Origin of the sequence: Ochrobactrum sp. MYb379 (genome assembly GCF_037479515.1) — a bacterium.
Lineage (GTDB): Bacteria > Pseudomonadota > Alphaproteobacteria > Rhizobiales > Rhizobiaceae > Brucella.
In genome coordinates this window covers 233,980-252,569 of the sequence record NZ_JBBGYW010000002.1, presented here as the reverse complement: position 1 = coordinate 252,569, position 18,590 = coordinate 233,980, and the positions used below count along the sequence as shown (strand labels likewise).

Below are 18,590 nucleotides of genomic sequence, written 5' to 3'. Positions count from 1 at the left end.
GTTTCAGACCGGCCCTATAAGTTTTCTCTGTAAGGAAGCACGTGTTACTTGCGCTTGGCTTCCACCACATCCCAGAACAGGGCAGCAATGTTAGTACCGTCAAAGCGTTCGATCTCGCGGATGCCGGTTGGCGAGGTTACATTGATTTCGGTCATGTAATCGCCGATCACGTCGATACCAACGAGGATAAAGCCACGTTCCTTCAGCGATGGTCCAATCCGTTCGCAGATTTCGCGTTCACGTGCGGTCAGCAGCGTCTTCTCGGCACGGCCACCAACATGCATGTTGGAACGCGCATCGCTTTCCGAAGGCACGCGGTTGATCGCACCCACCGGCTCACCATCGATCAGAATGATGCGCTTGTCGCCAGAACGCACATCTTTGAGATAACGCTGGGCAATAAATGGCTCTTTGAAAAGCTGGCCGAACATTTCCAGAAGCGAGGTCAGGTTACGGTCACCATCGGCCAGATGGAACACACCCGCACCGCCATTGCCGTAAAGCGGCTTCAGAATGATGTCGCCAAACTCGCGGCGGAATTCCATCACTTCCTGCGGGTCTTTGGTGATGAGCGTTTCCGGCATCAAATCAGGAAACTCGTTGACGAAAATCTTTTCCGGGCTGTTACGCACCCATGCCGGATCATTGACCACCAGCGTCTTTGGATGAATACGCTCCAGAAGATGCGTATTGGTGATGTAATTCATGTCGAAAGGCGGGTCCTGACGCAGCAGCACCACGTCCATATCCAGCATGTTGCGACGCTCAGGCGCGCCAAGGGTGAAATGATCGCCCTCAATATCGCGCACTTCCAGCGTTTCAAGCCGCGCTGAAACAACACCATCGCGCATCGACAGGCGATCCGTTGTATAATGATACAGCTCATGGCCACGCTTTTGTGCTTCAAGCGACAGAGCGAAGGTGGTGTCACCTTTGATATTGACGGTGCTGATATGGTCCATCTGGACCGCAACTTTTAGCGACATGATTTCCTCGCGATTCTTAGTTGCGCGAACTTAAAACGGAATTTGACCGCAACATAGTCCTTTCTGCTAACACAAATATTTGTAGCTGGATCGTATCGGCCTGCTTGATTATGTTGAACCAGCATGACCCGGGAGGAACAGGTGAGCGCAGTCAAGACAACTCTATTTGCCGACCATATTGCTGAACTGGGCGAAGGTCCGGGCTATGATCCGCTGACCGGTCAGTGCTGGTGGTTTGATATTCTCGGCCAGCGGCTGATTGAGCGAGACGACAGCGGTGAAATTCGTGCGCATGATCTTGGCATGAAAGCCAGCGCGCTCGCAGTTATTGATCGCGAACGGCAACTGATCGTGAGCGAGCACGGCCTGTTTGTACGCGAACGCACTAACGGACGCCTCACGCTGCATCATCCGTTAGAAGCCGACAATAATGTCACCCGTTCCAATGATGCGCGTGTGCATCCATCCGGTTCATTCTGGATCGGCACCATGGGTAAGAAGGCCGAGAAGGATGCGGGATCGATCTGGTGGTATCGCGAGGGACAAGTGAAAAAGCTTTTCTCTGGCATTACGATCACCAATTCGATCTGCTTTTCGCCGGATGGTAAAATCGCCTATTTTGCGGATACCGACCGCAACATCATCTGGCGGGTCGATACCGATCCCGAAACCGGGCTGCCTACATCGGAAAAAAGCGTGTTTCATCATCATGTGGAAGAGGGTGGCGTTGATGGCTCTGTCGTGGATGCTGAGGGAACCTTGTGGAATGCTTGTTGGGGCGGCAGCGCGCTAAATGCCTATTCACCGCAAGGGCGGTTGATCCGCTCGATCAAACTACCTGTGACACAGCCGACCTGCCCCGCCTTTATCGGTGCAGACGCCTCTGTGCTGATCGTCACCAGCGCGCATGAAGCTATGAATGAAAATGCCCGCAATGCTGATCCACATGCGGGCAAAGTCGTGTTGCTGGATCTGTCGGTCAGCGGTCGTCACGACCCGCCGGTTCGATTGTAAGTTTAAAATCCTTCGACAATCACGATTTCGCCGTCCGCCACCGTCTGGCGGATGGCTTTCGCCGCCTGATATTCCGGCGAATTGTAGCAATCCAGCGCATGCTGCATGGTTTCAAATTCGATGATGACATTGCGGGCGCGGCCCGGTCCCTCAACAGCTTCGGCTTTACCGCCGCGGGCGATGAACTTCGCCCCATAGCGCTCAAAAGCGGGCTTAGCGGTGGATACATAATCCTTGTAGCGCTCCGTATCACGGGCATCCACGCGGGCGATCCAATAGGCTTTGGTCATGTTGTCCTCCTCGAAAAATGATTATGCAACCGAGCGCATTTCTTCGAGAATGGCAAGAGCTGCAGCCCTGCGATTACTCGCGCCGACAATTGGTCGCGCAACGACGAGATGGCTCGCACCGGCTTTCAGCGCATCTGCTGGTGTCATCACGCGCTTCTGGTCGCCCTTTTCGGCTCCTGCCGGACGAATGCCGGGGGTGACAACCGCCATATCGGGACCAATGGCCTGACGAATGGCAAAAGCTTCGGCGGCGGAAGCGACAATCCCGCCCATACCGGCATCACGTGCCTGCTGCGCACGTTTGAGCACCAGCGCTTCCGGCGTATCGGAATAGCCTGCTTCTTTGAGATCAGCATCATCCATCGAGGTCAGCACCGTCACGCCAAGCAGGCAGAGATCAGAGCCTTGCGCGGCCTGAACAGCCGAGCGCATGGCCTTTGGATAAGCATGCAGCGTGAGCATCGAAACGCCCATCTTAGCAACATTTTCGACGCCCTTGGCGATGGTGTTGTCGATGTCGAGAAGCTTCATGTCGAGAAAGACTTTTTTCTTCGCCGCAATCAGGCTCTTTGCGAAATCGAGACCGCCAGCGAATACCAGCTGATAGCCAATCTTGTAGAAAGTGGCAGCATCGCCCAGTTCTTCGACCACCTTTTCCGCTTCAGCAACGCTTGGCACGTCGAGGCCCACGATCAGCTTATCGCGCACATCTGTCGTCGTCATAAATCTCTCCGTGATGAGTTTAGCTCTCTTCGCACAACAGGGCGCGGTACGAAAGATACCGCGCCCTGAAATTATTGAATATCAATCAAACAACGTGTCTATTTGGCCGAATGCGCAATCAGGCTTTTGCAAACGTTGCTTAGCATTTTTGCCTGACGTTCGTTTTTAAGCGTGCCATCCTCGTTGAAAGCATCGGCGGCGGCACTCACAGAGCATTGCTCCGTCACAATCTGCGTACCGCAATTCATCAGAACGGCGCGCAGGTGATAAAGCCCGCGCATACCGGCAAAAGCGCCGTTGGAAGTTGAACAAAGCCCGACCGTCAAACCCGCATAAGGCTTGAATGGCTTATCGCCATCTTTTGAAATCCGGCTGACCCAGTCAATCGTGTTTTTCAGAAGCGGCGGGATCGATGCGTTATATTCGGGCGAACAGATCATCAGCCCGTCATGCTCAGCCATCAGACGGCCAAGCTTCATAGCGTTTTCAGGAATACCCTCTTCGGCTTCCAAATCTTCATTCATGATGGGAAGCGGATAATCGGCAAGCGTTATGCGTGTGACTTTAGCATCCTGTTGCGTGAGTTCTTTTTCAGCTGCATCCGCCATATGGGCCGAAAATGCACCCGTGCGGACAGAACCCGCGAAAACGAGAATTCGTGCAGTCATTGTTACTCCAAATATCAGGTGATCGGGCGGCGATAGACCCAAAGCTGTGCAGGCGGAACATTGCGCACGACAAAATCATAATGCTGCACAGTATAATTGCCTTTACCAGCAGGCACCGGAGGGCGTGGGCCATAGGTTATCTGAATCAGCGGACGACCACGCGGAATTCGCGAGAGAAGATCATCCATCAGCTGAATACGACTTGGCATTGGGAAATTCAGCATAGGTACCGCTGAAACGATGCTATCGAACTGCTGATCTCTCATAGTGCCAAGTGCAGTATCAAGATCAAACACGTCGCCCTCGATGATATTCACATCGGGATAGGCATTTTCGAGATGTTTAACAAAAGCGGGAGAATATTCGATTGAATAAAGATCGGATGGCTTCACGCCATGCGCAAGAATGGCTTTGGTAATAACACCTGTGCCCGGTCCGAGCTCCAGAACGGGCAGGCCAGATTTTGTATCAATGACGCTCGCCATACGGCGCGCCGTAATCGAACTTGTCGGCAATATCGCGCCAACCGCTTTCGGTCCGTCGATCCAGCCTTTGAAAAAACGGATTTCCTCATCGAACTTAGCGGCCAGTTTCCTGCCGAGTTGTCCTGCCATTCTCACTGCTCCCATTGTCGTTATCAGACAAGTTTATGACGTATTGAACGAGCTGCGCAAGGCAACATTAAGGACAGAATAAAAAAAGGGAGCCAAACGGCCCCCTTTTTATCACTCACCAATACCCTCAAAAAACTCTTTCATCCGGGAAAAGAAACCAGCCGATTTCGGACTGTTCTCCTTCGACGAGAGTTGTTCAAATTCCTCAAGCAACTCGCGCTGGCGTTTGGAAAGGCTTTGTGGTGTCTCAATATCGATTTGGATATAAAGATCACCCATCGCTTGCTGGCGCAGAACCGGCATGCCCTTACCCTTCAAGCGGAACTGCTTGGCGTTCTGCGTGCCTTCCGGCACTTTTACGCGGGTCTGGGTACTATCAAGCGTGGAAACTTCAAACTCGCCACCCAGTGCCGCCGTCGTCATCGAGATCGGCACTTTGCAATAGAGATCAGCCCCATCACGCTGGAAGAACTCATGCGGTTTGACCGACAGGAAGATGTAGAGATCGCCCGAAGGTCCGCCACGCGTTCCGGCCTCGCCTTCACCAGACAGGCGAATACGGGTGCCGTCTTCGATACCAGCCGGAATATTGACCGAAAGCGAACGCTCCTGTGTCACACGGCCCTGACCGTGACACTTGCCGCAAGGATCCTTGATGATCTGGCCGCGGCCATTACAGGTCGGGCAAGCGCGCTCAACGGAGAAGAAACCCTGCGCTGCGCGTACACGACCAGCGCCGCCGCACGTCGTACAAGTCGTTGGCTGCGAACCGGCTTTTGCGCCAGAACCTGAACATTCATCACAGGTGATAGAGGTCGGCACACGAATTTGTGCTGCCTTGCCGGAAAAGGCTTCCTCAAGGCTGACTTCCATATTGTAGCGAAGATCGGCGCCGCGTTCGCGTCCGCCATTCGAACGACGGCGACCGCCGCCACCCATCATCTCGCCAAAAATATCTTCGAAAATATCGGAGAAACCGCCCGCGCCACCAAAGCCGCCGCCGCCGAAACCACCGCCACCCATGCCGCCATTTTCAAAGGCTGCATGACCAAAACGGTCATAGGCTGCGCGCTTCTGCGGGTCTTTCAGCGTCTCATAAGCTTCGCCGATTTCCTTGAATTTGACTTCAGCTTCCGGATTATTCGGATTGCGATCCGGATGATATTCCATAGCAAGCTTGCGAAAGGCGGTTTTAAGCACCTTATCGTCTGCAGTACGCTCCACACCGAGAGCTTCGTAATAATCGATCTTCATCGTTCGTTATCCCGACGGCAGGAGCGCATGCAATGTTTGCGGCTCCACGGTCCCATTTCGTGCAGACATTGTTGTGCCTGCTGGAATAGTCTTGGTTTACCCGTCCGGTGCAACCGTCCCGAAAGGCCGCAAAAGCCCGGGAGTGACCCGGGCTTGAGCGTTTACAGACTAGGCTTACGACTTTTTCTTGTCGTCGTCGATTTCTTCGTAATCGGCATCGACAACATCGTCGTTGGAAGAAGCCTGTTCGCCACCGGCAGCACCATTTTCTTCAGCAGCCTGCGCTGCTTCATACATGGCCTGACCAAGCTTCATCGAAGCTTCGGCAAGAACCTGCGTCTTCGCCTTGATGTCTTCAGCATCTTCGCCTTCAAGCGAGGTACGAAGAGCTGCAATCGCGCCTTCGATGGCCAGCTTGTCTTCAGCAGAAACCTTGTCACCATATTCCTTCAGCGACTTTTCAGACGAATGAAGGAGGCTTTCGCCCTGGTTCTTGGCTTCAACCGCGTCACGGCGCTGCTTGTCGGCTTCAGCATTTGCTTCCGCGTCCTTGACCATCTTTTCGATGTCGGCGTCCGAAAGACCACCCGATGCCTGAATGCGGATCTGGTGTTCCTTGCCTGTGCCCTTGTCTTTTGCAGACACGTTAACCAGGCCGTTGGCGTCGATGTCAAAAGTCACTTCAACCTGCGGTACGCCGCGTGGTGCTGGTGGAATACCAACGAGATCGAACTGGCCGAGAATCTTGTTGTCGGCAGCCATTTCACGCTCGCCCTGGAACACGCGGATCGTCACAGCCGACTGATTGTCTTCAGCGGTCGAGAAGGTCTGCGACTTCTTGGTCGGGATCGTGGTGTTGCGTTCGATCAGACGTGTGAACACGCCACCAAGCGTTTCAATACCGAGCGAAAGCGGGGTAACGTCGAGCAGCAGAACGTCCTTGACGTCGCCAGCCAACACGCCGCCCTGAATTGCTGCGCCCATAGCAACAACTTCGTCCGGGTTCACGCCCTTGTGTGGTTCCTTGCCGAAGAAAGCCTTAACGACTTCCTGAATCTTCGGCATACGGGTCATACCGCCAACCAGAACAACTTCATCGATATCGCCAGCCTTGAGGCCTGCATCCTTAAGCGCTGCCTTGCATGGCTCGACCGTGCGCTGCACGAGATCGTCAACCAGACTTTCGAACTTCGAGCGCGAAAGCTTGATAGCAAGGTGCTTAGGACCAGACTGGTCAGCTGTGATGAACGGCAGGTTGATTTCGGTCTGCTGAGCGGACGAAAGCTCGATCTTTGCCTTTTCAGCAGCTTCCTTGAGGCGCTGCAGAGCAAGCTTGTCTTTCTTCAGATCGATGCCCTGTTCCTTCTTGAACTCGGCAACCAGATATTCAACCAGACGCATGTCGAAGTCTTCACCGCCGAGGAACGTGTCACCATTGGTCGACTTAACTTCAAACACGCCGTCACCGATTTCGAGAACGGAAACGTCGAACGTACCGCCACCAAGATCGTAAACAGCAATCGTCTTGCCTTCGCTCTTGTCGAGACCATAAGCAAGGGCTGCAGCAGTTGGTTCGTTGATGATGCGCAGAACTTCAAGACCAGCGATCTTGCCGGCATCCTTGGTTGCCTGACGCTGAGCATCGTTGAAGTATGCCGGAACCGTAATAACGGCCTGCGTCACAGTTTCGCCGAGGTAAGATTCAGCAGTTTCCTTCATCTTCTGAAGGATCATCGCAGAAACCTGCGATGGCGAATATTTCTTGCCGTGCGTTTCTACCCATGCGTCGCCATTGTCGCCCTTGACGATGCTGTAAGGCACAAGGTCCTTGTCCTTGGTGACCATTGGGTCATCAAAGCGGCGGCCAATCAGGCGCTTTACGGCAAACAGAGTGCCTTCAGGGTTGGTGACAGCCTGACGCTTCGCAGGCTGGCCAGCGAGACGTTCGTCACCATCGCTGAAAGCGATGATCGAAGGTGTCGTACGCGCACCTTCAGCATTTTCAATGACCTTCGCGGTTTTTCCGTCCATGACGGCTACGCAGGAGTTGGTCGTTCCCAGATCGATACCAATAACTTTAGCCATATTTCTCTCCATTCAGCAAACCGCAAAAACCTCTACCGAGCGTTTCATGAGCGGTTCCTATCGGTTTCACAATGCCTGCTTCAAGGTGTGAAGTCGGGAAGCGTTTTTCAAGCCACCCGGCCTTTTATCAAAGCCCTGTGCGAGGCGTATATAAGAAAGGCAGTTTTTCACTGCAAGTCACAAGACGCATCACAGTGAAAGATTCCTGCCTGTTAAACTTTCCAGCTCTCAGAGCGTGCCGCATTTTAATCGCAACCGCAGTACTCGCTCTGTATTTTTGTATCTCGCATGTCGTTATCGGATCGAAGCGGGATCAGCAATCAGTCCAGTGAACTGATTGCCCCGCGGAGACGGTTCCCACTTTTCCGCGACATGCTTTAAACACTCACGAAGCCGTCGCTTTTACCAGCGCGATAAATCGCATCGATAAATTTCTGATTGGCTTTTGAGTTTTCCAGAGAAAACAGCATCACGCCTTCGCCCTTCGTGGCGCGCACGAAGTTTTCCGCCTGAAGCTTATAGTGGTCTGTATCGGAGAATGACCATTCTGTCGCCTCCGTATGTCCCGCATTATAGAGCGTAATACGGCCATGACCATATTTGCCGGTGTTAAAAGGTGCGTGAACTTCGATAAATCCCTTGTCGCCATGGAAAACCATCGTCTGACGACCGGCAAGCTGGGTGGCGACATAGAAGCTCATGTCGAAACCGTCGAATCGCGCCGAGACATTGGCATAGCGATCGGTGCCGAATTTCGGATCATATTCGACCGTAGCTTGAACTGATAATGGCTCCTTGCCAGTCACCATACGCGTAACAACAGTCGGGTAAACACCAATGTCCGGCAGCACGCCACCGCCAAGCTCCGGCTGGTTGCGCATATTGGTTGGATCATTGTTGAAATAGCTGAATGCACCCTGCACGTGGCGCAGCGTTCCAATCGCACCTTCTTCCAGAAGAAAACGCAACTTGATCCATTGCGGGTGGTAAAAGACCATAAAGGCTTCAGCTATTGTGACCTTATGCTTGTCGCGCGCGGCAATCAACTGATCAATATCATCGGCTTTAAGCGCTATCGGCTTTTCGCAAAGCACATGCTTACCGGCCTGAGCTGCTTTCAGCGTCCATTCAATATGTTGTGAAGTCGGCAGCGGGATATAAACGCCATCCACTTCGTCGCTTGCCAGCAATTCCTCATAGGAACCAAAGGCCAGTGGTGCACCAAATCGATCTGCAACAGCACGCGCACGCGCATGATCACGACTGGCAATGGCATGAACAATACCGTTGTCCGAAGCACAAAGTGCCGGAATAACCTGTGTTACGCCAATCTTGGCGGTGGAAAGAATACCCCAACGAAACATGCGATTTCCTTCTTTCAAGCCCAGTTTCAGTATGCGCAAAGCGCCATGATCCCATAATTGCGGCTATCGATGCCATGATTGGTGCCAAATACGAAACAAAAAAATGTCTCGCCACCAAAGCGGTCAAATAAGTTTCTTAGTCGCGAGATACCTCAAGCCCCCAAAAAACGATGTTGCATGTCGTAAGACCCGCGAAAGAAATCGATAAATGCACGCAGAGCAGGTCTCATCTGGCGGCGGCTTGGATAATAAAGGAACAGCCCTGCAAATGGCTGGCACCAGTCTTCAAGCACTCTGACCAGCCGTCCATCCGCGAGCGCGTCGCGAACGTGATCTTCAAACAGATAGGCAAGGCCGGTACCATTTAGAACGGTATCAAGAATCAGTCTGTCATCATTGAGAATAAGCGGCCCTTTGATTGCCACCTCTATCTCTTTGCCGCCTTTTTCAAACTCCCAATTGTAAATCTGTCCGCTGGAAAAGCGTTGCCGTACACACCGATGCCGCATCAGGTCATGCGGATGTTCGGGGATGGCTTTCGTTTCAAAATAGGACGGCGCTCCCACAATCGCAGCGCGCAGGTCACCTGTCAGCCGGGCGCAGATCATATCAGCCTCAAGACTTTCACCAAGCCGCATGCCAGCGTCAAAACCTTCTGCAACAATATCTGTGAGCGCACTTTCTATTGTCAGATCAAGCGTAATGTCGGGATAGGCTTCGGCGAAAGCATGAAGCCGCGGCGCAATGACAAACTGCGCTGCAATATGCGGCATCGTAATGCGCAGTATGCCCGCTGGGCGTTCGCGCGCCTCGATTGCAGCACCCAGCGCCTGATGAATTTCCTCAAGCGCCGGAGCGAGCCGCTCCAGCAATTGTCGTCCAGCATCCGTGGGCGCAACGCTGCGCGTAGTGCGTGATAGCAGCCTGATACCAAGGCTTTCTTCAAGAGTTGAGACTGCATGGCTGACTGCGGATGGCGCAATCGACAATTCACGCGCTGCGCCGCGAAAACTGCCTTGGGCTGCGACGGCTGCCAAAACGGCCAATTGGGAAAGCTGATTTCGATTCATTGTTCTAAAATATAGAATAGCCCGTGAAAATAAATCAGTATTATCGAACGCCGGATCGAGGAGTAGTTTCAGTCTCGCCGGACGCTCTGTGCTTTCAGAGAACCGCGCTCCCAGATTTCAAAACTCGTCCCGAAAGGAATATCTATGAAAACGCGCAAGCTTGGCCAGGACCTGACTGTCTCCGCAATCGGCCTCGGCTGCATGGGCATGAGCTATGCCTATGGCGGACAGGACGAACAGGATGCCATTGCCACATTGCACCGTGCTTTTGATCTTGGCATCACATTTTTCGATACAGCCGAAGTCTACGGCCCCTATGAAAACGAAAAGCTGCTCGGCAAGGCGCTGAAGCCGATCCGCGATAAAGTCACGATTGCTACAAAATTTGGCTTTAAAATCGCAGACGGCACGCCCGTGGGCGTGGATAGCCGCCCAGAAAACATCCGCGCCGTGGCAGAGGCTTCTTTGCAGCGCCTTGGCATTGAAACGATCGATCTGTTCTATCAGCATCGTGTTGATCCGAATGTACCAATCGAAGATGTCATCGGCACAATGAAAGACCTGATTGACGAGGGAAAAATCCGCACCATTGGTCTTTCAGAAGCGGGCGCAAACACGCTACGCCGTGCTCATACTATTCATCCGATTGCTGCTCTGCAGAGTGAATATTCACTCTGGGCACGTGATCCTGAAAATGAGGTGCTGAAAATCTGTGCCGAACTTGGCATTGGCTTTGTGCCTTACAGCCCGCTGGGTCGTGGCATGTTGACGGGCAAGGTTCGCTCGCAATCCGATCTCGCAGCAGATGACTTCCGCAAGACGCTGCCGCGCTTCCAGCCGGGTAACCTTGAAGCCAATAACAAGCAGGTGGATCTCATTGTCGATATAGCCGCTCAAAAACAGGTTACACCAGCACAGCTGGCGCTTGCCTGGGTTCTGCATCAGGGCGATTTCATCGTGCCGATCCCCGGCGCCCGCAAGGTCAATCACCTCGAAGACAATGCCGGCGCTGCAAATGTATCATTGAGCAGCAATGAACTGGCACAGCTCAACACTCTTTTTGATTTCGAAAAGATTGCGGGCAAAAGATACACCGATGCCTCGCTGGCCATGACCGGACTTTAAAACTGAGAGAATTAAACACGAGGGCGGGGATCATCCCCGCCTTTCGCATTCACAGACTGAAACAAGCATAAATATTTAAATGACCCATCTGATTAAGTAGAAGTTCCTAATAAGGCTTGTCATTCTTGCGGCTGCGTGCTTTTTGCCTGCTATGCAAACAGGGACCATCACGAGAGTGCTTGGCATAATTGCCATCGCCGCCGCTGCTATTGCTTGCTTTTCCTATGTGGGGCTTGGCTTCACACATGGGATCCATGGCGTCATCTTGATTGATGGCATCGCGAGAAAATTTCTTCTTGCTGGCTGGTTTCGTCGACCTGAATATCTGATCGTGCTTTCCATGGTCGCGACGATCATCCCCATCATAAAAGCCGGTCGGAGGGGGACATGCTTCCGGCCTGGAACTGAATGCATAGCAGTCAGTTCACCAATTTCAGAATGTACTCAATGAGGGAAAACATATGAAACGCTTCTCGCCTCGTGCGATCCTTTTCACGCTTCTGGCGGTCATCCTACCAGTTACAGCCTTTGCGCAATCTGCCGATGAGACTGACCCAAACGCTGCGATTGGCAAGATGAACGCCTATGTTTCGCTTCTCAACCGCACCATCCGCGCTTCGGAATCGCTCGACCGTTACGATAGCTGGGTCGACATGAAGAAGGGTCCCACTGGCAAGGAGCGCAATGTCTATGGCCTTTATTCGCTCTATGATGTGCGCAGCGAAATTGAAGCCGCTGAAGAAGCCACCAAGGCGGACCCAAAACTTCCAGCGCTCGACGAAGCAATGGTGAGCTATATTGCGATCTATCAGAAGCTTGCCCCGGTTGTTGAAAAGGCGAGCAAATATTACGACCGCAAGGACTATAAGTCTGACAAGTTTGCTGGCGCGAAAGAGTTTCACAAACAGATCGCCGAATATGCGCCGGAATTCACCAAAGAACGCAAGCGCGTCGATGCACTGTTAGGCGAGGAAAAAGCCAAGATCGATCTGGCAGAACTTGATGCGCTTGAAAAAGCCGAAGGCAAAAAAGCCAACTGGCAGGTTCGCAATGTTATGATGCGTGCCAATGCGGTTGTTGAACTGCTGCCAGAGAATGAAAAGCCGGTTGTCGATATGGAAGCCTTTGGCAAAGCTATGGATAGCTATGCTGCTGCCGTTCGTGAAATGGATGATTACGCGACCGAGCATCCAAACTCGTTCCATGTTTTTGAATCCCGCCCTGCAAGCCTTCTGGGCAAGCTGCGCGACTTCCAGGAAAAGCTGGAAAAGACCAAAGGCGATGCCCGCAAGGGCAATGTTGCCTCTGATCTCCAGTGGATCGTCAGTGACTACAACACTATGGTCACGACATCGCAGAACGCGACAATTTTTGCAAAAGACTAATTTCCTTTCGATCAAAAAGCCGGGGCATCGACCCCGGCTTTTTTGTGTGATGTGGATCATTACATTCGGCGCAAGGCGCGCGGTGCAAGGGTTAGCAAGCCAAGAAGCGTCATGATGAAACCCACCCAGAGCGGCGCATGAAGGCTATAGCCTGTTGAAAGCGCAAAGCCGCCAGCCCATGGTCCAAGGCCAAGGCCGATATTGATAACCGAAGCATGCATTGCATTGACCAGCGCGCCGGGATGCGCGATGCGCATCACACGGGCAATAAACGCCGGATTAAGCGCAATACCTGTGAGACCGATCAGCACAATTGCCAGCACCGTCGCAATTTTCAGTTCAGCAAACAGCGCAAAGATCAGCATTGCCGCCAGCATGATCAGAATGCCGATAAAGATCGTCGCAATCGTATGGCGGTCAGCGAAACGACCAATCACATAATTGCCGATGATATTGGCTGCACCATAGATGGCCAGCAAAAATGGCAATTGCGCTTCCGGGAAGCCCGCAAGTTGCGCCGTAATAGGCGACAAATAGCTATAGACTGAGAACGAGGCACCAATCACCAGAGCGCTGGTTGCGTAAGCGGCCCAAAGCCTTGGCTTGCGCATTTCATTGAGCTCGGAGCGCAGATTTACTTCGGCATTATTTGGCCTTGCTTCGATCTTGAGCGCAATCACCAGCGCACAAAACAGCACCAGCACCACAATCGCCCAGAAACCTGCACGCCAGCCAAAGCTGTTGGTGATGAGCGTTGCAAGCGGCACACCTAAAACCGTGCAAAGCATCAGCCCCGCAAAGACCAGCGAAGACGCGCGACCGCGCAGTTCAGGCACAACGAGCTGCGCAGTAATTGCCAGCATCAGGCCGAAACTGGTCGCAGCTGCCATGCCGGTGAAAACACGCGCCGCCAGCATCACATGAAAATTGCTGGTCGAAGCAGCCACACTTTGCCCCACCGCATAAAGAATCAGAAGCAACAGCAGCCCGCGCTTATTTTCGATTTTCAGTGCCAGAAACAACACCGTCACCAGCGGACCACCAATCGTCATACCCAAAGCATAGACCGAAATCAGATTGCCAATATCGGAAACCGAGCGCCCGAAAGCCTCCTGAAGCGCTGGCATCATGCCAGAAATCATCAGTTCAGAGGTGGTCAGCGCAAAAATACCCAATGTCAGGCAATAGACCACCAGTGGAATCTCGCGCGCTTGGCTTGAAGACGCAGAAACCCCTTCCGCCGCAATGGCAGAATCACACACTTCGTTCATGGGACGAGTCCTATTTATATAGTCGATACTACATAATTCATATCGTCTTGCGCCAGAGCGTCAAGCAAATTATATAAGGATGACTACAGAAAGGGCGAAAAATGGTTCCGCGCGGGCGTCCGCGCAGTTTCGACCGCGATACTGCGTTGGAAAAAGTCATGAAAGTCTTCTGGGCGAAGGGCTATGAATGCGCCCAGATCAACGATTTTACATCGGCGATCAGCATTACGCCGCCAAGCTTTTATGCCGCCTTTGGCAATAAAGAGCAGGCGTTTCGCGAAGCCGTGGACTATTATACCCGCACAATCGGCGCTGGTCCTTTCGATGCACTTGAAAAAGCGCCAACCATTCAGGACGGCATGCGGCAATGGCTTGAATTGAGCGCTGACAGCGCTTTTGCGTGTCCTGCTGGCGGCTGCATGATCAGTGTTAGCTCTATTCAGTGCAAACCGGAAAACGCCAATGTGAAGGCATTTCTGCAGGATGTTCGTCACACCAATCACGAACAGCTTTCACGCCGTCTGAAGCGCGCTATTGCGGCAGGCGATCTGCCCGAACAAACCGACATCGCACAGATGACCGAGTTCTATCATATGATCCAGCAGAGCATTTCTTTTGAAGCCCGCGATGGCAATTCACGCGAAGCCGTGCAGAAAATCATCGACATGGCGATGCTTGCCATGCCTGCACGCGTAGCTGTTCCCGCATGAGCGGCGCAATATCGGCTGTTCTCGTTCATGTCAGTGATGTAGAGGCAGCAATCGAATGGTATCGAAAAGCCTTCCCGCACGCGGTCCTCAAACATCTCGAAACCTATGATTTCAGCTATCTGCAAATCGGCGATGTTGATCTGGAGATAGTTCCGGCAGATGAAAAGGTTTCATCGGGTGCTGCGGGGAGTGTTGTTTATTGGCACGTCGATGATTTCGATGAATCGCTCGCGCATTTGATCGCCATTGGCGGCACGCTTTATCGAGGGCCGCTCGATATTCAGGACAATATGCGCATGTGTCAGGTCAAAGACCCGTGGGGTAATTGCATCGGTTTGCGTGGTTAGAAAAAACCCCGCTCTCACGAGCGGGGTTTTCTTTTCATTTATTGTTATCCGCGAAGGACGCCGCCAGTCTGTTTGGTGACATTTGCAATCACCTGCTTTGACAAAGCTTCGAGATCTTCATCGGTCAAAGTGCGGTCCTGTGGCTGCAACAGCACTTCAACCGCAATAGACTTCTTGCCTTCACCAAGCGAAGCACCTGTGAAGATGTCGAACACCTGCACACCGGCAATCAGCTTCTTGTCGGCAGAAGAGACTGCCTTCACAAGGCTGCCAGCTTCCACATTTGCATCCACGACAAATGCGTAGTCACGCTTGAGGCTCTGGAACTGCGAGAGGCTGAGCGCTGGCTTGGTGCGGGTTGCCTTTGCCTTCGGCTCAGGGATCGCATCAATATAGACTTCAAAGCCGCAGAGCGCGCCCGACACATCAAGCGCTTCGAGCGTATCAGGGTGGAACTCACCAAAATAGCCAAGCACGACCTTTGGTCCGAGCTTCAGCGTGCCCGAACGGCCCGGATGGAACCACTCAGGTCCACCAGCTTCGATCTGGATACGATCAACCGGCGCACCAGCAGCCTCAAGTGCGGCCAGCGCATCAGCCTTGGCATCGAATACGCCGACAGTTGCCGCATTGCCCGACCAGAAGCGGCCCGAACCTTCAACGCCAGCCGTGCCACGACGGACACCACCCGCTACGCGACGCTGCTGTTCAGGCTTGTCACCTTCATAGATGCCCGAGACTTCAAACAGTGCTGTATCGCCAAATCCGCGATCTGCATTGCGCTGCGCAGCAGTCAACAGGCCCGGCAGAAGCGAAGGGCGCATATCCGACATATCGGCTGCAATCGGGTTTGCCAGCTTCAGTTCCGGCTTGCCGCCACCAAAAGCTTTGGCTTGGCTTTCGGAAATGAAGGAATAGGTCACAGCTTCCATCATGCCGCGCGAAGCAAGTGTGCGACGTGCCAGACGCGTGCGAATTTGCAGCGTTGTCAGAATACGGCCATTAACCGTGCCAAGACCCGGCAGCGGCTGTGGTGCAATCTGATTGATGCCGTGAATACGCATGACTTCTTCAACGAGATCAGCCTTGCCTTCCACGTCATTGCGCCATGTGGGCACCGTTGCCTTAATGACCTTGCCGTCGCCTTCAACGCCGAAGCCGAGACGCTTCAGAATGTCGAACGATGCATCATAGGAAACCTCAATGCCGGTCAAACGCTTGACTTCAGAAACTGGGAAATCAATCACGCGCTGGCTGGGAGTGGTGTAACCAACCACGTCGAGAACCGTTGGCTGACCGCCACAAAGTTCAAGCACCAGCTTGGTTGCAATTTCCGCACCCGGAATCATCATTTCAGGATCCACGCCACGCTCAAAGCGATAGCGTGCATCCGTAACGATACCGAGTTCGCGGCCCGTGCGTGCGATCATACGTGGATCCCAAAGGGCCGACTCAATGAGCACATCCACAGTGTTTTCATCGCAGCCTGAATGCTCACCGCCCATGATACCGGCAATCGATTCGGGGCCGTTTTCATCAGCAATCACATACATGCCCGGCTTGAACTTATGCTCACGCCCATCAAGGCCAAGGATAGTCTCGCCATCCTTGGCGAGACGCACAGTCAAGTTGCCCTTAACCTTAGCTGCATCAAAAACATGCAGCGGACGGCCCTGATCGAAGGTCACATAATTGGTGATGTCGACCAGCGCATTGATAGGTCGCAGACCAATATCTTTCAGGCGCTGCTGCATCCATTTTGGGCTTGGGCCGTTCTTCACACCCTTAACCAGACGCAGTGCAAACCCTGTGCAGAACGGGTTTTCGGCATCCTGATCAAGAATGACCTTAACAGGTGTCTCGCCTTCGCCCTTCACCGCTTCCGGCAAAGTGTTCTTGAGCGTGCCAAGACCAGCGGCTGCCAGATCACGGGCAATGCCGCGAATGCCGGTGCAATCCGCGCGGTTTGGCGTCAGACCGATTTCGATAATCGGATCGTCAATACCGAGATAGGCCGCGAAGCTTGTGCCAACAGGCGCATCTTCTGGCAGATCGATAATGCCATTGTGTTCGTCAGAAAGTTCCAGCTCGCGCTCGGAACACATCATGCCGAAGCTTTCGACACCACGGATTTTGCCAACCGAAAGCGTCACATCGAGGCCCGGCACATAGTCGCCCGGACGACCGAGAACACCGACCAGGCCTGTACGAGCATTCGGCGCACCGCAAACGACCTGAACCGGCTGGCCCTCGCCCGTATCAACGGTCAGAACGCGCAGCTTGTCGGCATCCGGATGCTGAACAGCATTCAGAACCTTAGCGATTTTGAAAGCTTTGAAAGCGGCGCGGTCATCAACCCCATCCACTTCCAGACCAATATCGGTGAGCTTTTCGACGATCTGGTCGAGCGTCGCATCAGTTTCAAGGTGATCCTTGAGCCAGGAAAGCGTGAATTTCATTTTTCTGTTCCTTCCTGTCTTTACGCGCTCAGACCGCCGAACAGCGTCGGCAGGTCGAGTGGACGGAAACCATAATGGTTGAGCCAGCGCACATCGGCATCGAAGAAGGCGCGCAGATCAGGCATGCCGTATTTCAGCATCGCGATACGGTCGATACCCATACCCCATGCGAAGCCCTGATAGACGTCCGGGTCATAGCCTGAAGCGCGCAGCACATTCGGATGCACCATGCCGCAGCCCAGAATTTCGAGCCAGTCAGTGCCTTCGCCAAATTTCACATGCGGGCCAGAACGGTCGCACTGAATATCAACTTCAACCGATGGCTCGGTGAACGGGAAGAAGCTCGGACGCATCCGCATCGTGACGTTTGGCACTTCAAAGAATGCCTTACAGAATTCTTCCAGCACCCACTTCATATTCGCGACATTGGCCGACTTATCGACAACCAGACCTTCGACCTGATGGAACATCGGCGAATGGGTGGCGTCGGAATCCATGCGATAGGTCTTGCCCGGAATGACGATGCGAATCGGCTCGTCGCGGCCTTCCTTATCGCGAATGGCGGCAAACTTCTCCATCGTGTGCACCTGCACCGGCGAGGTGTGCGTGCGCAGCAGCTTGCGCTCGCCCTTCTCATCAGCATTGAAGAAGAACGTGTCGTGCATTTCGCGCGCCGGATGACCTTCGGGGAAGTTCAGCGCCGTGAAGTTGTAATAGTCGGTTTCAATGTCCGAACCTTCGGCAATCGAAAAACCCATATCCGCGAAGATCGCAGTAATTTCATCGATAACCTGAGAAATCGGATGAATGCGACCGCGTGATGCTGCACCTTCGCGAACAGGAAGCGTGACATCAAGCTTTTCGCGCTCAAGGCGCGCTGCAATGGCTTGCTTGCGCAGCTCTGTTTTGCGTTCGGTCAGTGCTTCGGTCACGCGGTTCTTTAGGCCATTGATAGCCGGACCCTGCGCCTGCCGCTCTTCCGGCGACATGCTGCCCAGCGTCTTCAGCTTTTCAGAGATAGTGCCCTTTTTGCCGAGTGCTGCAACGCGCACCGCTTCAATCGCCTGCTCATCATTGGCAGCGGCGATTTCGCCAAGAATAGTTTGTTCGAGTTGTTCAAGATCGCTCATTGTCTATATCCCTCTCGTGTCCAAGGGACACTCGACGCCTCTTGATTTAAGTCCCTGTCGCGCCTGCGGCACTTTACGCCTCTTGGGCAGTGATA

The 18,590-nt window shown here is 53.3% G+C and carries 17 protein-coding genes; 5 read left to right on the top strand and 12 right to left on the bottom strand.

The window, feature by feature from the left end:
- Positions 1-44: 44 nt before the first annotated feature.
- Positions 45-986: a glutathione synthase gene (gene gshB / locus WH356_RS05320; RefSeq protein ID WP_339509151.1), complete on the bottom strand. Its 942-nt coding sequence runs from the start codon at positions 984-986 to the stop codon at positions 45-47.
- 141 nt (positions 987-1,127) lie between these two features.
- On the opposite strand from gshB, the gene WH356_RS05315 reads away from it, so the two are divergent.
- A complete protein-coding gene (locus tag WH356_RS05315) occupies positions 1,128-2,000 on the top strand; it encodes an SMP-30/gluconolactonase/LRE family protein (RefSeq protein WP_339509150.1) in 873 nt (290 codons plus the stop codon).
- A gap of 2 nt (positions 2,001-2,002) precedes the next feature.
- On the opposite strand, the gene WH356_RS05310 is transcribed toward WH356_RS05315, so the two are convergent.
- From WH356_RS05310 to WH356_RS05275, 8 genes are all read right to left on the bottom strand, one after another.
- On the bottom strand, positions 2,003-2,290 hold the full coding sequence (locus WH356_RS05310; RefSeq protein ID WP_339509149.1) for a DUF1330 domain-containing protein: 288 nt from the start codon (positions 2,288-2,290) through the stop codon (positions 2,003-2,005).
- Positions 2,291-2,311: 21 nt separating this feature from the next.
- On the bottom strand, positions 2,312-3,013 hold the full coding sequence (gene pyrF / locus WH356_RS05305; RefSeq protein ID WP_339509148.1) for an orotidine-5'-phosphate decarboxylase: 702 nt from the start codon (positions 3,011-3,013) through the stop codon (positions 2,312-2,314).
- Between the two features lie 98 nt (positions 3,014-3,111).
- The gene (locus WH356_RS05300) at positions 3,112-3,681 is read right to left on the bottom strand and encodes an NADPH-dependent FMN reductase (protein ID WP_339509147.1); all 570 of its coding nucleotides are present in this window, start codon (positions 3,679-3,681) and stop codon (positions 3,112-3,114) included.
- Positions 3,682-3,695: 14 nt separating this feature from the next.
- Positions 3,696-4,295 carry a phospholipid N-methyltransferase PmtA gene (pmtA, locus tag WH356_RS05295; RefSeq protein WP_339509146.1) on the bottom strand — a complete coding sequence of 200 codons (600 nt, stop codon included), beginning with the start codon at positions 4,293-4,295 and terminating at the stop codon, positions 3,696-3,698.
- Between the two features lie 111 nt (positions 4,296-4,406).
- Positions 4,407-5,549 carry a molecular chaperone DnaJ gene (dnaJ, locus tag WH356_RS05290; RefSeq protein WP_339509145.1) on the bottom strand — a complete coding sequence of 381 codons (1,143 nt, stop codon included), beginning with the start codon at positions 5,547-5,549 and terminating at the stop codon, positions 4,407-4,409.
- Positions 5,550-5,723: 174 nt separating this feature from the next.
- A complete protein-coding gene (gene dnaK / locus WH356_RS05285; protein WP_339509144.1) occupies positions 5,724-7,634 on the bottom strand; it encodes a molecular chaperone DnaK in 1,911 nt (636 codons plus the stop codon).
- 377 nt (positions 7,635-8,011) lie between these two features.
- Positions 8,012-8,998, bottom strand: coding sequence for a Gfo/Idh/MocA family protein (locus WH356_RS05280; protein ID WP_339509143.1), 987 nt, complete (start codon positions 8,996-8,998; stop codon positions 8,012-8,014).
- Positions 8,999-9,150: 152 nt separating this feature from the next.
- Entirely contained in the window at positions 9,151-10,068 is a 918-nt protein-coding gene (locus WH356_RS05275; protein ID WP_339509142.1) for a LysR family transcriptional regulator, read from the bottom strand.
- A 144-nt stretch (positions 10,069-10,212) separates the two neighbouring features.
- Here WH356_RS05275 and WH356_RS05270 point away from each other — a divergent pair, with 144 nt between their 5' ends.
- Entirely contained in the window at positions 10,213-11,193 is a 981-nt protein-coding gene (locus tag WH356_RS05270; protein WP_339509141.1) for an aldo/keto reductase, read from the top strand.
- Between the two features lie 461 nt (positions 11,194-11,654).
- The gene (locus WH356_RS05265; RefSeq protein ID WP_339509140.1) at positions 11,655-12,578 is read left to right on the top strand and encodes a YiiG family protein; all 924 of its coding nucleotides are present in this window, start codon (positions 11,655-11,657) and stop codon (positions 12,576-12,578) included.
- A gap of 59 nt (positions 12,579-12,637) precedes the next feature.
- Here WH356_RS05265 and WH356_RS05260 read toward each other — a convergent pair whose 3' ends face one another.
- Positions 12,638-13,849, bottom strand: a complete 1,212-nt coding sequence (locus WH356_RS05260) for an MFS transporter (protein WP_339509139.1) — start codon at positions 13,847-13,849, stop codon at positions 12,638-12,640.
- A gap of 101 nt (positions 13,850-13,950) precedes the next feature.
- Between WH356_RS05260 and WH356_RS05255 the strand changes: the two genes are divergently transcribed.
- Positions 13,951-14,559 carry a TetR/AcrR family transcriptional regulator gene (locus tag WH356_RS05255; protein ID WP_339509138.1) on the top strand — a complete coding sequence of 203 codons (609 nt, stop codon included), beginning with the start codon at positions 13,951-13,953 and terminating at the stop codon, positions 14,557-14,559.
- Positions 14,556-14,906: a VOC family protein gene (locus WH356_RS05250; RefSeq protein WP_339509137.1), complete on the top strand. Its 351-nt coding sequence runs from the start codon at positions 14,556-14,558 to the stop codon at positions 14,904-14,906. Before WH356_RS05255 ends, WH356_RS05250 begins: the two co-directional genes overlap by 4 nt.
- A 44-nt stretch (positions 14,907-14,950) precedes the next feature.
- Here WH356_RS05250 and pheT read toward each other — a convergent pair whose 3' ends face one another.
- Positions 14,951-17,365 carry a phenylalanine--tRNA ligase subunit beta gene (gene pheT / locus WH356_RS05245; RefSeq protein WP_339509136.1) on the bottom strand — a complete coding sequence of 805 codons (2,415 nt, stop codon included), beginning with the start codon at positions 17,363-17,365 and terminating at the stop codon, positions 14,951-14,953.
- 20 nt (positions 17,366-17,385) lie between these two features.
- A complete protein-coding gene (gene pheS, locus WH356_RS05240; RefSeq protein ID WP_339509135.1) occupies positions 17,386-18,495 on the bottom strand; it encodes a phenylalanine--tRNA ligase subunit alpha in 1,110 nt (369 codons plus the stop codon).
- Positions 18,496-18,590 lie beyond the last annotated feature (95 nt).

Bases quoted from the DNA above. Each gene is read 5' to 3' on its own strand.
- gshB (WP_339509151.1), bottom strand. From the start codon at position 986: ATGTCGCTAAAAGTTGCGGTCCAGATGGACCATATCAGCACCGTCAAT.
- WH356_RS05310 (WP_339509149.1), bottom strand. From the start codon at position 2,290: ATGACCAAAGCCTATTGGATCGCCCGCGTGGATGCCCGTGATACGGAG.
- pyrF (WP_339509148.1), bottom strand. From the start codon at position 3,013: ATGACGACGACAGATGTGCGCGATAAGCTGATCGTGGGCCTCGACGTG.
- WH356_RS05300 (WP_339509147.1), bottom strand. From the start codon at position 3,681: ATGACTGCACGAATTCTCGTTTTCGCGGGTTCTGTCCGCACGGGTGCA.
- pmtA (WP_339509146.1), bottom strand. From the start codon at position 4,295: ATGGCAGGACAACTCGGCAGGAAACTGGCCGCTAAGTTCGATGAGGAA.
- dnaJ (WP_339509145.1), bottom strand. From the start codon at position 5,549: ATGAAGATCGATTATTACGAAGCTCTCGGTGTGGAGCGTACTGCAGAC.
- dnaK (WP_339509144.1), bottom strand. From the start codon at position 7,634: ATGGCTAAAGTTATTGGTATCGATCTGGGAACGACCAACTCCTGCGTA.
- WH356_RS05280 (WP_339509143.1), bottom strand. From the start codon at position 8,998: ATGTTTCGTTGGGGTATTCTTTCCACCGCCAAGATTGGCGTAACACAG.
- WH356_RS05275 (WP_339509142.1), bottom strand. From the start codon at position 10,068: ATGAATCGAAATCAGCTTTCCCAATTGGCCGTTTTGGCAGCCGTCGCA.
- WH356_RS05270 (WP_339509141.1), top strand. From the start codon at position 10,213: ATGAAAACGCGCAAGCTTGGCCAGGACCTGACTGTCTCCGCAATCGGC.
- WH356_RS05265 (WP_339509140.1), top strand. From the start codon at position 11,655: ATGAAACGCTTCTCGCCTCGTGCGATCCTTTTCACGCTTCTGGCGGTC.
- WH356_RS05260 (WP_339509139.1), bottom strand. From the start codon at position 13,849: ATGAACGAAGTGTGTGATTCTGCCATTGCGGCGGAAGGGGTTTCTGCG.
- WH356_RS05255 (WP_339509138.1), top strand. From the start codon at position 13,951: ATGGTTCCGCGCGGGCGTCCGCGCAGTTTCGACCGCGATACTGCGTTG.
- WH356_RS05250 (WP_339509137.1), top strand. From the start codon at position 14,556: ATGAGCGGCGCAATATCGGCTGTTCTCGTTCATGTCAGTGATGTAGAG.
- pheT (WP_339509136.1), bottom strand. From the start codon at position 17,365: ATGAAATTCACGCTTTCCTGGCTCAAGGATCACCTTGAAACTGATGCG.
- pheS (WP_339509135.1), bottom strand. From the start codon at position 18,495: ATGAGCGATCTTGAACAACTCGAACAAACTATTCTTGGCGAAATCGCC.